The sequence below is a fragment of the Marinobacterium nitratireducens genome (assembly GCF_014645375.1).
In the GTDB taxonomy this organism is placed as follows: Bacteria; Pseudomonadota; Gammaproteobacteria; order Pseudomonadales; family Balneatricaceae; genus Marinobacterium_A; species Marinobacterium_A nitratireducens.
Window position 1 is genome coordinate 328,940 of record NZ_BMLT01000004.1, and the last position, 12,372, is coordinate 341,311.

Genomic DNA, 12,372 nt, shown 5'->3' on the forward strand with positions numbered 1-12,372 from the left:
ACATCACCATAACCCCTTGATTACTGCGGCAAATAAATTTTCCGCATTGCAGCAATCGCCTCAGCCTCCGAGCAGCTGCTCTACCAGCAGCGGCACCTGCTCGCTGGCCGGACCGTAGCGCCCTTCCTCGAAGACACTGCCAAGACGCGACGCCTCGAGGTTCAGCTCCAGGGTCCGGGCCCCGGCGCCGGCCGCCACCTCGACGAACCCCGCCGCCGGATAGACATGCCCCGATGTGCCAATGGCGACGAACAGCTCACAGGCCTCCAGCGCCTCGTAGATGGTATCCATCTGCAGCGGCATTTCGCCGAACCAGACGATATCCGGCCGCAGCCGGCCCTCGGCCTCGCAGCATTCGCAACGCTGCGAGACAGAGCAGTCACCCTCGACCGGATAACGGCGACCGGTGCGGGTGCAGCGCACGAACAACAGTTCGCCGTGCATATGGATCAGGCGCCGGCTGCCCGCACGCTCGTGCAGATCGTCGATATTCTGCGTCACCACCAGCACCTCGCCGGGATAGTCCCGCTCGAGTCGCGCCAGCGCCCGGTGCGCCGGGTTCGGTTCCACGCCCCCCAGCAGCTGGCGGCGGCGTGCATTGTAGAATCGGTGCACCAGCACCGGATCACGCTCGAAAGCCTCGGGGGTTGCGACGTCCTCGACGCGATGATCCTCCCAGAGACCGTCCGCGGCGCGAAAGGTTCTGAGGCCCGATTCGGCCGAAATCCCCGCGCCGGTCAACACCACTATGGATCCGTATTTCACCCTGTCCTCCGAAGCCGTCGCCAGCCTGAAATTCCCGCAAGCGACTGAGCTGCCTGAAAATTTTTCCATGTTGCCGCGTCGCGCCTGTATTCAGGCGCTTCAGTGTTTTATTGTAGGGGAAAGGGCCCTGCAGTACCCAAGGCCCAGCAGCCCGTCCGAGTTGACGCCGATCTACTGCGCAAAGACCGACAGGCTGCTGACTCGTGGTATGCAGTGGTCCTATATCCAGCAGGCTGCTGAAGGAAAAGCCGATGAGTGCATCGAAACTCTATATACTCGACACCAACGTACTGCTGCACGATCCCAAATGCCTGTTCGAGTTCAAGGAGCAGGACATCGCCATCCCGATGACGGTTCTCGAGGAACTGGACGACATCAAGGACCGCAAGAAAACCGTGGCGCAGGAGGCCCGGTACGCGATCCGGGCCATCGACAACATACTGAGCGCAGCCACCAGCCCCGAGCAGATCCTGCGGGGCGTGCAGATCCATCACCCGGCCGAGTCAGAGGAGCGCCGTCTCGGCAAGCTGAGCATTTTCCCCGACCACGAACTCGCCACCCAGAAAGGCTTCCTGCCGGCCGACAAGAGCAAGGACAACCAGATCATCAACTGCGCCCTGCACCTGCAGGCGACCAACCCGCACCGCGACATCGTGCTGGTCACCAAGGACATCAACATGCGGCTCAAGGCGCTCGGCGCCGGCTTGCTGAAGGTCGAGGACTACCGCACCGACCAGCTGATATCCGACCTCGAACTGCTGCCCGCCGGCCATCAGCGCATCGAAGGCAGCTTCTGGGACCGCGTCGAGCAGGTCGACAGCTATCAGGATGGCGACCGGACCTACCACCGCGTCAGCCGCGATATGCTGCCGGATACCTACCCCAACGAGTATATCTTCGACGACAGCGAAGACTTCGCCGCCCGCACCATCTCCATCGAGGACGACAGCATCGTGCTGCTGGACCTCGGGCGAGACCGCCTGATGCAGCAGAACTGCTGGGGCATCGAACCGATTACCGTCTATCAGGCCTTTGCCATGCAGTCGCTGCTCGACCCGACCATCGACCTGTGCCTGCTCAACGGCGCCGCCGGTTCCGGCAAGACCCTGATCGCGCTGGCCTGCGCCCTGGAAATGGTGATCGAGCAGAAACGCTTCAACAAGATCATCGTCACCCGCTCGACGCCACCGGTAGCCGAGGACATCGGCTTCCTGCCCGGCACCGAGGAAGAAAAGATGACGCCCTGGCTCAGCTCCATACACGACAACCTGGAAGCCATGCACGAACATGACGAACGACCACAGAGCAGCGTCAAGTACGCCATCGAAAAGGCCAACATCCAGTTCAAGTCGCTGAACTTCATCCGCGGCCGCAGCATCCAGGATGCGGTGGTCATCGTCGACGAAGCGCAGAACCTGACGCCGCAGCAGCTCAAGACCATCATCACCCGCTGCGGCAAGGGCACCAAGATGATCTGCCTTGGCAACCTGGCGCAGATCGATTCCAACTATCTGACCGCGCTGACCTCGGGCCTGACCTATATCGTCGAGCGTTTCCGTGGCTTCGAGGGCTCGGCCAATATCCATTTCGAAGGTATTTTCCGCTCCCGCCTGGCGCAGTACGCCGAAGAACATCTCTGATCGTTCGCCCCTCCCCGGCGATGCCGCAGGTGCGGCATCGCCAGCCTCCGACCAAAGTATGAACCCTCGCTGCAGGCCGCGGAATCAAAGGCGCAAAGCCCGCCATTCCGCCGTCTTATACCAGCTATAAGGGATTTGAAGTTCCCTTCTGTCGCTCCCAGCTTATAATTCGTCGCAACTGCGAAATAGAAAATTAACCGGCTGTTCATGTAACCGTAACCTTGGCACCGGCCAGTATCGCAGACAGAATTCCCGGCTGTTTTCCGGACCTTGCAAACCAGATCCGGACAGCCAACCTGGTAATAAAAAGGTAAGAGAACGCGGGATGCGCGGCAGCGCCGCAAGTGCCACAAGCATTCAATCCCGACGTCATCTCACCCCCATGAGCAACTAACATGGCGGAGTTAACATGACCACGAAAACGGTAGATGTACTTCTTGTCGGCGCCGGTGCCATGAGCACCACCCTGGGTATGCTGCTCAAGCAACTCGACCCGACGCTGAAAATCACCCTGGTTGAACGTCTCGACCATGTTGCCCACGAAAGCACCGACGGCTGGAACAACGCCGGCACCGGTCACGCGGCCTACTGCGAACTGAACTACACCCCGCAGAAGCCCGACGGCAGCATCGACACCGCCAAAGCGTTCGCGATCAACTCCGCCTTCGAAGTCAGCCTGCAGTTCTGGTCCTACCTGGTCGGACAGAACATCCTCCCGGAACCGAAAAGCTTCATCAACCCGACCCCGCACCAGAGCTTCGTCTGGGGTAAGGAGAACGTCAGCTTCCTGCGCAAGCGCTTCGAGGCCCTCAGCGCCCATCCGGCCTTCGCCGACATGGAGTACAGCGAGGATCCCGAGGTCCTGCGCGAGTGGATGCCGCTGGTGATGCAGAACCGCAGCGCCGATGAAGCGGTCGCCGGTACCCGCGTGCGTTACGGCTCCGATGTCGACTTCGGCTCCCTGGCACGCTGCATGGCCAGCCACCTGGAAACCCAGCCCGGCTTCGAGATGCTGCTCAGCCGTACCGTCCGTGACCTCAAGCGCAAGTCCGACGGCCGCTGGCGCGTCAAGATCAAGAACAACCAGACCGGCGAGCGCGAAAAGCTCTACGCCCGCTTCGTCTTTCTCGGCGCCGGCGGCGGCGCGCTGCCGCTTTTGCAGATGTCAGGCATCCCGGAAGGCAACGGCTACGGCGGCTTCCCGGTCAGCGGCCAGTGGCTGGTGTGCAAGAAGCCCGAGATCGTCGAGCAGCACTTGGCCAAGGTCTACGGCAAGGCCCCGATCGGCGCGCCGCCGATGTCCGTGCCGCACCTGGACACGCGCATCATCAACGGCGAGAAGGCGCTGCTGTTCGGTCCTTTTGCCGGCTTCACCACCAAGTTCCTGAAGAAAGGCTCGAAGCTGGACCTGCCCAAGAGCATCAAGGCCAACAACCTCAAGTCGATGATGTCCGTGGGCATGAACAACATGGACCTGACCCGCTACCTGATCAGCGAGGTGATGCAGTCCCACGACTCCCGCATCGACGCTCTGCGCCGCTTCTTCCCGGAAGCACGCAGCGAGGACTGGAGCCTGTCGTATGCCGGCCAGCGGGTACAGATCATCAAGAAGGACAAGAGCAACGGCGGCGGCAAGCTGGAGTTCGGCACCGAGGTGATCACCTCGGAAGACGGTTCGCTCGCGGCCCTGCTCGGTGCATCCCCCGGCGCCTCGACCGCGGTCAACACCATGATCAACATCATCGAGCGCTGCTTCCCGGAGCAGATGGCGGGCGAGGCCTGGCAGCAACAGATGAAGGCGATGGTGCCCTCCTACGGTCAGTCGCTGACCGAGGACCCTGTACTGCTGAAACAGGTACGCCAGCACACCCTTTCGACCCTCGAGCTCGACCAGCTGGACGCCTCCAGCCCAAAGCTGTCCGCCGCGGCTGAGCCGGCCGAATCGCGGCACAACCTGGCCAGCTGATTCCTGCAGCGCGCCGCCCTGCCGCGGCGCGCCCTTTCCCCCGCCGGCCAGCTGCAGTATGCTGGCGAGGAATACCTGAACGCCTTCACCCCGCCGCCATGCGCCTATTACTCATTGCCCTGATCCGTGGCTACCAGCTGTTTATCAGCCCACTGCTCGGTCCGCGTTGCCGTTTTTATCCGAGCTGTTCGCAGTACGGAATCGAAGCGATACGCAGCCATGGCCCGTTCAAGGGCGGCTGGCTGACGCTCAAGCGCCTGCTCAAGTGTCACCCGGGCCACCCCGGGGGGTTCGACCCGGTGCCCGGGCACTGCGACTGCGGCAATGACAACGTTAATGAGAACGAACGGGCTCAGCCGAAAAAGTCGTAGAAGGTCCGCATCAGGGCGCTGGCCTCCTCGACGTCGATGGCTTCGAAATGCACCTCGGTCCCCGGACGCATCTGCGCCAGCCTGAACAGATCCAGCGGCAACAGGGTTCCCAGAACCGGGTAGCCGCCGATGGTCTGGCGATCGTTGAGCAGCACTATGGGCTGCCCGTCCGGCGGCACCTGCACCGCGCCCAGGGCAATTCCCTGGGACAGAATTCCGCCCTGCGACCAGCCCAGCGCGGGACCCGCAAGCCGGATACCCATGCGGTCGCTGTCGCTGCTGATCCTGTAGCCTTCGTCGAAAAAACGTCGCCGCTCGGCCTCGCCGAACTCCTGATACTGGTAGCAGCGCAGCACCCGGAGCGCATCCCCGCTCTCCCCGCTCGTACAGTAGCGCGGCGGAACCCTTCGCAGCAGCGCTCCCGGGCTCTGGTCCGGCAGGCACTCGAGCCGGTCGCCTGCGGCCAGCGCACGCCCCATGCCCTCGCGCACCACCGTCGCCCGGCTGCCGAAACGGCAGCGGCCGGTAAAGCCTCCGGCCACCGCCAGATAGGCGCGCAACCCGCTGCGGGCATAGCCAAAGCGCAGGTGATCGCCGGCACGAACAGAGTAGGACTGCCAGGGCTGACAGGGTTTGCCGTTGATCTCGAACCCGAGATCGGCACCGGCAAGCGCAACGCGTGTATCGAGCCCGGCCAGCAGTTCGAGCCGGCCAAGGCTGATTTCCAGCAGCGCCGCATTCTGATCGTTGTCGAGCAAGCGGTTGGCCCAGCGCGCCGCCCGCTCGTCGAGGGCCCCGCCGGTGGTCAGTCCCAGGTGCTGGTAGCCGCGCCGTCCCAGGTCCTGGAGCAGTGCCAGGGCTCCCGGCTTGAGCACTTGGAAGCCGCTCATGCCGGCAGCTCCAGCAGGCGACGGTAGTCGCGCTCGGAAACCGGCTCGAAACGTACCCGGTCGCCGACGCCGATGCGCAGATGCGGCGGCACCTCGGGGTCGAACATCGCCAGCGGGCAGCGCCCCAGCAGGTGCCAGCCGCCGGGCGACGCCTGCGGATAGACCGCGGTCTGGCGCTCGGCCAGCGCCACGGAACCGGCTGGGACCCGGGTGCGCGGCGTGTCACGTCGCGGCGTGGCAATACGGGCATCGACTTCGCCGAGATAGCCGAAGCCGGGACTGAAACCGATAGCGAATACGCGATACTCCGGCGAGGCATGCAGATCGATCAGCTTGCCCACCGTCATCCCATGACGCTCGGCGAGTGCCTCGAGGTCTGGCCCCACCCGAGGGTCGTACCAGACCGGCAGCGTCACCAGCCGGCCGGCTTCGGTCGCGGCGGCGCCCTCCAGATCGTCGAGCAGCGACTCGAGGCGCTGGCCAAGCGCCGTCGCGGTGTCTCGTCTGAGGTCGAAGCTGAGCAGGATAGAGGCGTAGGACGGTACCAGGTCGGTCACCACCGGGGCCAGTTCCTGACGAATAAGCGCCGCGGCCGCCGCCACCCGCGCCGAGGTCGCGGCGTCGGCCCGCTCCCCCAGCAGGATCAGCAGGCTGTCGACCGACGCCAGACGGATCTCAGGTTTCATCGATCAGCCTGCGAATCTGACGAAGCACACCGATTCCGGCCTCGTTGTCGCCGTGAACGCAGAGGGTGTCGGGGGCCAGCGGCAGCGGCTTGCCATCGACCGACAGCAGCACACCGTCCCCCGCCAGCCTGCGCACCTGCTCGAGCACCGCGTCCGGGTCGTGCAGCACGGCGCCGGCCTGCGAGCGCGGCAGCAGCAGGCCGTCGCGGTCGTAGGCGCGGTCGGCGAACGCCTCGAACAGCAGCTCCACGCCGACAGCGGCAGCCATGTCCTGATAGTGCGCGTTGCGCGCCGTGGCCTGAATCATCAGCGGCAGTCCGCCGCAGACACCCTTTGCCGCCTCCATCAGCGCCCGCATCAGCCGGTCGTCCCGCATCATGTCGTTGTACAGGGCACCGTGCGGCTTGACATAGCCGACACGGCTGTCGCGGGACTCCGCAATCGCCTGCAGCGCACCGACCTGATACTGCAGCATGCAGGCAGCCTCCTCGGGACTGCAGGCTATGCTGCGCCGGCCGAACCCTACCAGATCCGGATACCCGGGATGGGCGCCCACCTGCACCGAGTGCGACCGTGCCAGCTCGACGGTACGCGCCATGGTCAAGGGGTCGGAGGCATGAAAGCCGCAGGCGATATTGGCCATGTCGACCAGCGGCATGGCCTCGGCATCGAAGCCCATGGTCCAGCTGCCGAAGCTCTCACCCATATCACAGTTGAGTTTCACGATCAGCTCCCAGTCGTCGATTGAAGGTTTGGGTCGTGAGTCCTAGCTGCACATCGCTCACCACTTACCATTAACCGCCATTGTATCCCCTGCAACCACTTTGACGCCCAAAATGCGCTTTCGTCTCAAATGGATAGCCATAATCGACCGTACATTGACCACCCTTTCCCCAGCGACTATTTACTTAAGGCATCACTTTTGCGCAACCTCGGGCCCCTGCCGACATGTTCTCACCCCTGACGGTCACCCTCGTCGTCCTGTCATACATGGCCATTCTGTTCGCCACCGCCCAGTACGCCGAAAAAAAGGCCGAGCTGCGGGGTCCCAAGGCGCACGGCCGCTGGATCTATTCGCTGTCGCTGGCGGTCTATGCCACCTCCTGGACCTTCTACGGCAGCGTGGGCCTGGCCAGCCAGTCCGGGATGCTGTTCTTCGGCGTCTACATCGGCGCTCTGCTGGCGGTGGCATGCTGGTGGGTCATTCTGCGGCCCATGGTCGCGGCCAAGGAAACCTTCCATATCACCAGCATCGCCGACTTCATCTCCACCCGTTACAACCGATCGCAGGCCATTGCCGCGGTGGTGACGCTGATCGCACTGATCGGCAGCCTGCCTTACATCGCCCTGCAGCTGGAGGCCGTGATCAGCTCGTTCAACCTGATCACCACCGGCGGCAGCGACGCCGGCATCGGCGGCTTGACCGGACTGCTGGTGACCCTGCTGATGGCGGTGTTCACCATACTGTTCGGCGCGCGCCGGCTGGACCCCACCGAGCGCCACCCGGGCATGGTCACGGTACTGGCCATCGAGTGCCTGGTGAAACTGCTGGCCCTGACCGCCATCGGCCTGTTCGTCACGCTGTCGATCTTCGGCGGGTTCGGCGAACTCAGCGAGCGACTTCTGTCCGGCGATCTGCAACATCTTACCCGCTTCCAGAGCGACCGCGGCGACGGTTTCACCTGGCTCACCTTCATCGTGCTCAGCTTCGTCGGCGTCCAGCTATTGCCCCGGCAGTTTCACGTTGCAGTGGTGGAAAACCCGGATCAGGGCTACATCAAGACCGCCATGTGGCTGTTTCCCACCTACCTGATACTGATCAACCTCTTCGTTCTACCGATTGCAGGCGCGGGACTGATCAGCGAAATCCCACCGCAGCTTGCGGACTTCTACGTACTGCTGGTCCCGCAACAGGCCGGCGAGCGCATGCTGACGATGCTGACCTTCCTCGGAGGCTATTCGGCGGCCACCGCCATGGTGCTGGTCACCACCATGACGCTGGCAACCATGGCGTCGAACCATTTACTGCTGCCGCTACTCGAACGCACCCCCGGTCTGCGCCGGGCAAGGGGTTCGCTGCTGCAGGTGCGCTGGATCCTGATTGTGCTGATCCTGCTTGCCGCTTACGGGTTCGCGGCGGAGTTCGGCGACGCCTACCTGCTGGTCACCATCGGCCTGTTGTCCTTCGCCGCCGTGCTGCAGTTCGCACCGGCAATGTTCGGCGGCATGTTCTGGAGCCGTGGCAACAGCGCCGGCGCCCTGGCAGGATTGTGCGGCGGCTTCTCGATCTGGATTTACACCCTGGCCCTGCCCACCTTCGTCCGCCAGGGCTGGATCGACACCTCGTTTCTGAACCAGGGCCCGCTGGGACTGCACTGGCTGCGCCCCGAGGCCCTGTTCGGCCTGGAGGGGTTGCCGGGCCTGAGTCACAGCGTATTCTGGTCATTGCTGGTCAATATCGGACTCTATGTACTGGCATCGCTTCTGTACGAACCGCACAAGAGCGAACGCACCCTGACCAACGAGTTTCTGGCGTCGATGCGCCCCAACCTGCAACGTTACCGCGCCCGCTCCACAGGTCTCGAGGCCTATATCGAGCTGGCGCCGAAACTGGCGGAAGCACAATCCCTGCTCGGCAAGTACTTCAGTTCCGACAAGGCGGAGCTGGCCATCCACGGCCTGTCGCAGGAGCTTGGCATTGCCGGCAAGAGCGAAATCACCGTCATCGAGCTGATCGAATTCCACCGCATGCTCGAACACGTGCTGTCCGGCGCGATCGGCGCGGCCAGCGCCCACCACGCCATCGAAACCTCGATCCGCTACAGTGACCGGGAGGCGTCCGACCTGAAGGCGCTATACAGCCACCTCGTCAGCGAACTGCAGGGACAGCAACTGGCCTCACAGGACACCGGCAGCAGCGGCAGGGATCATGCGTCGCGGACGGATCAGTACGGCATGGTCGGCGACCTTCAGAGCACCATCGAGCAGCTGGAGCGCCGACTGGCGGAGCAGCAGGAACAGATCGCAGGACTGGAAGCCAAGGTCGAGGAACGCTACGAGGAAGTCTTCCGTTACCGGCTCGAAGCGCAGAAACTGCAGCAGGAAAACGACCTGCTGCGACGTGAACTCGGCGCCCTGGGGGCGCCGGTAAGCGGCGAGGATGGCCCGCCCTAGCAGCTAGCGAGCCGCTAAAGCGGGTCATCGGCGCCCGATACCGGGCGCCGATTACCACTCACGAGATCAGCCTTCGTCCTTGTGCAGATGTACGTCCATCTGCGGGAACGGGATGCTGATGCCTTCCTCGTCGAAGCGCAGCTTCACCTTTTCATTGGTATCCCAGAGCACGTTCCAGTACTCGGCGCTGTTGACCCAGGGACGGACATTGAAGTTGACGCTGCTGTCCGCCAGCGCCGCCACCGCGACGACCGGCGCCGGATCCTTCAGCACCCGCTCGTCCTGATCGAGGATCTCGAGCAGGATGGCCTTGGCCTTGCGCAGGTCAGCGTCGTAACCGATACCGAACACCATGTCGACACGTCGCGTGGCACGCTTGGAATAATTGGTGATCACGCCGCTGTAGATGCCGCCGTTGGGCACGATGACCTCACGGTTGTCGCCGGTCCGCATCACGGTGTTGAAGATCGAGATATGCTCGACGATGCCGGCAACGCCGCCGGCCTCGACGAAATCGCCTTCACGAAACGGCCGGAATACGATCAGCATGACCCCGGCGGCAAAGTTCTTCAGCGAATCCTGCAATGCCAGGCCGACCGCGAGGCCGGCGGCACCGACCACCGCGATCAGCGATGTCGTATCGACCCCCAGCTGATCCAGCGACGCCACGATCACGACCAGCAGCAGCAACACATTGACGATGGAGCTGATGAAGTTGATCAGCATCTTGTCGAGCTTGGCCTTGGCCAGTACCCGGCCCAGCACACTGACGACGATCTTGATGACGATGCGACCGACGATGAAGATGGCCAGCGCCAGCACGATATTGATCGCCCAGGGGATCGCATAGGCGTCAACGTAATCGGCGTAGAAATTTTCCATACTCTTACCTCTTGCTAAAGGATTCTCTACAGAATCACCACCGGGCCTTCCTTGGGGAGGCGCTGGACAGCACTCTGTCGCGCATGAGCGACGAAACAGGCGATTTCATGCCTGAATAGACGCACATGAGCGACATAGAATAATAAAAGACCGCAGCTTGGCAACTGTCGGGGTTTCAAGAATTTTCTGGGGAACTATAATCGGGGACCTCGGACAAACCAGGCTGCAGGTTTCAGGTGACTGATTCACAGGTTCCAGCGCAGTTCTGCCGTTTCAGCGGAGCCTCCGACCTTCCCGCTCGCAGGGACAGCGACCGGTCCGAGCCTCCTAAAGGCCCGCTATTGAGGTGGGTATCAGGTAACTCAAGCATTAAGACCCTTCGATCCCATGACTAGAATTCTGGACTTCCGCGGCCTCAAGTATCTGGCCGCCAGCCTCACTCTCGTGGCCGCCCTGCCGGCCAGCGCCCAGACCGGGCACATCGCCGACGACGTCTATACCTATTATCACAGCGGCCCGAGCAACCAGTACCGCATCACCGGCCGTATCCGCAGCGGCGAGCCGGTGGAAATCCTCAAGCGCAACAGCGACACCGACTACGTGCAGATCCGCATGGAGAACGGCAAAACCGGCTGGCTGCCGGGCGAGCATGTCGCCGAGGGTCCCAGCACCCTGGCACGCCTGCCGCAACTGGAGGAGGCCCTGAGCGAGAAACAGGCCACCGCCAGCGAACAGGAGCGGGAAATCGATACCCTGCGCGCGGAACTGAACCAGCTGCGCAGCGAAACCCAGACCTACTCCAGCGAGCGCCAGGCTCTGAACAGCCAGATCGAGGACCTCAACCGCCAGATTCAGAACATGGACGAGGGCAACCTGATGCGCTGGTTCACCCACGGCGGCCTGGTGGCGCTCGGCGGCGTACTGCTCGGCCTGCTGGTTCCGTATTTTCCGAAAAAGCGCAAGCGCCGCGACGACTGGTTCTGATCGCGTCGCACCGCCTCGGAGCAAGGAGGGGAGTTTGAATAATTGTTCACAAACCCTAAATTGCATGCCAGAATCCGGTTATCACCCACAATAACCAGGGTCTTGGTGCGTAATGCAGCTCAATAAGCAAACCGACTACGCGGTTCGAGTGCTGGTCTACCTCGGGAGTGCGGCAGACTCGGAACGCTGCACCGTTTCGGAAATGTCGGAAACGCTCGGCGTGTCCGCCAACAACCTGGCCAAGATCGTCAACCGGTTCGCCAACCAGGGACTGATCACCACGGTACGCGGACGCAACGGCGGTATCCAGATCAAGCGTGAGACGCTGGACTACCCCCTTGGCGAACTGGTGTCCATGTTCGAACCGGACTGCGAGCTGGCCGACTGCGACCATGCCAACTGCAACCTGGTCGAGCAGTGCGGCTGGCGCGACGTGCTGGCGGGCTCGCGCGAGGCGATGATCGCGCACATGAACCGATACCGGGTGCGTGACCTGCTCAAGGACCGCGCCTGGCTTAACCGGGTGCTGCGTCCCGGGCAGTCTTCAGCTTCCCCCTCCTGACCCGATCAGTGTCCGATAGCAGTTGCCAATGGACACCATTGCTACTGCCAATTGGCGCGACCCTGTGCGCTCTGGTGAAATACTCTCCATCGATTCAGGGCGCCATCGTCGCGCCAGCATCCAACAGGAGTCCCCGAATGGAGCGCATCACTATCTTTGGCCGCGCCGGTTGCGGTTACTGCACCCGCGCCGTTGAGCTGTGCGAACGACAGGCGCTGAACTACCGCTACGTCGACATCCACGCCGAAGGCATCAGCAAGCAGGATCTGGAAAAGACCATCGGCAAGCCGGTGATGACGGTGCCGCAGATTTTCAGCGGCGAGCGACATATCGGCGGCTACACTGAATTCGCCCGGGAAGTTGCCCAAGGCACGCATTGAGGGCTAGTCTTTAAGCGACCCGCCGCTTTCAGCGGGCGCCAACGAGGGAGGACCCCAGCCATGATCACCATC

The 12,372-nt window shown here is 62.9% G+C and carries 12 protein-coding genes; 7 read left to right on the forward strand and 5 right to left on the reverse strand.

The genetic code is table 11. From position 1 onward, the window contains the following. Positions 1-60: 60 nt before the first annotated feature. Positions 61-765, reverse strand: a complete 705-nt coding sequence (gene cobB / locus IEX85_RS09820) for a Sir2 family NAD+-dependent deacetylase (protein ID WP_188860401.1) — start codon at positions 763-765, stop codon at positions 61-63. Positions 766-1,016: 251 nt separating this feature from the next. Here cobB and IEX85_RS09825 point away from each other — a divergent pair, with 251 nt between their 5' ends. From IEX85_RS09825 to yidD, 3 genes are all read left to right on the forward strand, one after another. Further along, entirely contained in the window at positions 1,017-2,405 is a 1,389-nt protein-coding gene (locus IEX85_RS09825) for a PhoH family protein (protein WP_188860402.1), read from the forward strand. A gap of 409 nt (positions 2,406-2,814) precedes the next feature. Continuing rightward, complete coding sequence (mqo, locus tag IEX85_RS09830) at positions 2,815-4,371, forward strand: malate dehydrogenase (quinone) (RefSeq protein ID WP_188860403.1); 1,557 nt, start codon at positions 2,815-2,817, stop codon at positions 4,369-4,371. Positions 4,372-4,469: 98 nt separating this feature from the next. Continuing rightward, positions 4,470-4,742 (forward strand): membrane protein insertion efficiency factor YidD, encoded by a 273-nt coding sequence (gene yidD / locus IEX85_RS09835; RefSeq protein WP_188860404.1) that lies wholly within the window; start codon positions 4,470-4,472, stop codon positions 4,740-4,742. On the opposite strand, the gene IEX85_RS09840 is transcribed toward yidD, so the two are convergent. The 3 genes from IEX85_RS09840 to IEX85_RS09850 are packed head-to-tail and all read right to left on the reverse strand — an operon-like array spanning position 4,724 to position 7,042. Further along, positions 4,724-5,632 (reverse strand): 5-oxoprolinase subunit C family protein, encoded by a 909-nt coding sequence (locus IEX85_RS09840; protein WP_188860405.1) that lies wholly within the window; start codon positions 5,630-5,632, stop codon positions 4,724-4,726. The genes yidD and IEX85_RS09840 overlap by 19 nt on opposite strands. Beyond that, on the reverse strand, positions 5,629-6,318 hold the full coding sequence (gene pxpB, locus IEX85_RS09845; RefSeq protein ID WP_188860406.1) for a 5-oxoprolinase subunit PxpB: 690 nt from the start codon (positions 6,316-6,318) through the stop codon (positions 5,629-5,631). Before pxpB ends, IEX85_RS09840 begins: the two co-directional genes overlap by 4 nt. Then, entirely contained in the window at positions 6,308-7,042 is a 735-nt protein-coding gene (locus IEX85_RS09850) for a 5-oxoprolinase subunit PxpA (protein WP_229721865.1), read from the reverse strand. Before IEX85_RS09850 ends, pxpB begins: the two co-directional genes overlap by 11 nt. Positions 7,043-7,266: 224 nt before the next feature. Here IEX85_RS09850 and IEX85_RS09855 point away from each other — a divergent pair, with 224 nt between their 5' ends. Next, positions 7,267-9,492 carry an SLC5/6 family protein gene (locus tag IEX85_RS09855; RefSeq protein WP_188860407.1) on the forward strand — a complete coding sequence of 742 codons (2,226 nt, stop codon included), beginning with the start codon at positions 7,267-7,269 and terminating at the stop codon, positions 9,490-9,492. A 66-nt stretch (positions 9,493-9,558) separates the two neighbouring features. Here the strand turns inward: IEX85_RS09855 and IEX85_RS09860 are convergent, their stop codons facing one another. After that, on the reverse strand, positions 9,559-10,374 hold the full coding sequence (locus IEX85_RS09860; RefSeq protein ID WP_188860408.1) for a mechanosensitive ion channel family protein: 816 nt from the start codon (positions 10,372-10,374) through the stop codon (positions 9,559-9,561). Between the two features lie 387 nt (positions 10,375-10,761). On the opposite strand from IEX85_RS09860, the gene IEX85_RS09865 reads away from it, so the two are divergent. The 3 genes from IEX85_RS09865 to IEX85_RS09875 all read left to right on the forward strand — a co-directional run bounded on the left by IEX85_RS09865 (position 10,762) and on the right by IEX85_RS09875 (position 12,300). Continuing rightward, a complete protein-coding gene (locus IEX85_RS09865; protein ID WP_188860409.1) occupies positions 10,762-11,358 on the forward strand; it encodes a TIGR04211 family SH3 domain-containing protein in 597 nt (198 codons plus the stop codon). Positions 11,359-11,470: 112 nt separating this feature from the next. Continuing rightward, the gene (locus IEX85_RS09870; RefSeq protein WP_188860410.1) at positions 11,471-11,920 is read left to right on the forward strand and encodes an RrF2 family transcriptional regulator; all 450 of its coding nucleotides are present in this window, start codon (positions 11,471-11,473) and stop codon (positions 11,918-11,920) included. 137 nt (positions 11,921-12,057) lie between these two features. After that, positions 12,058-12,300: a GrxA family glutaredoxin gene (locus IEX85_RS09875; protein ID WP_188860411.1), complete on the forward strand. Its 243-nt coding sequence runs from the start codon at positions 12,058-12,060 to the stop codon at positions 12,298-12,300. Positions 12,301-12,372: the final 72 nt, after the last annotated feature.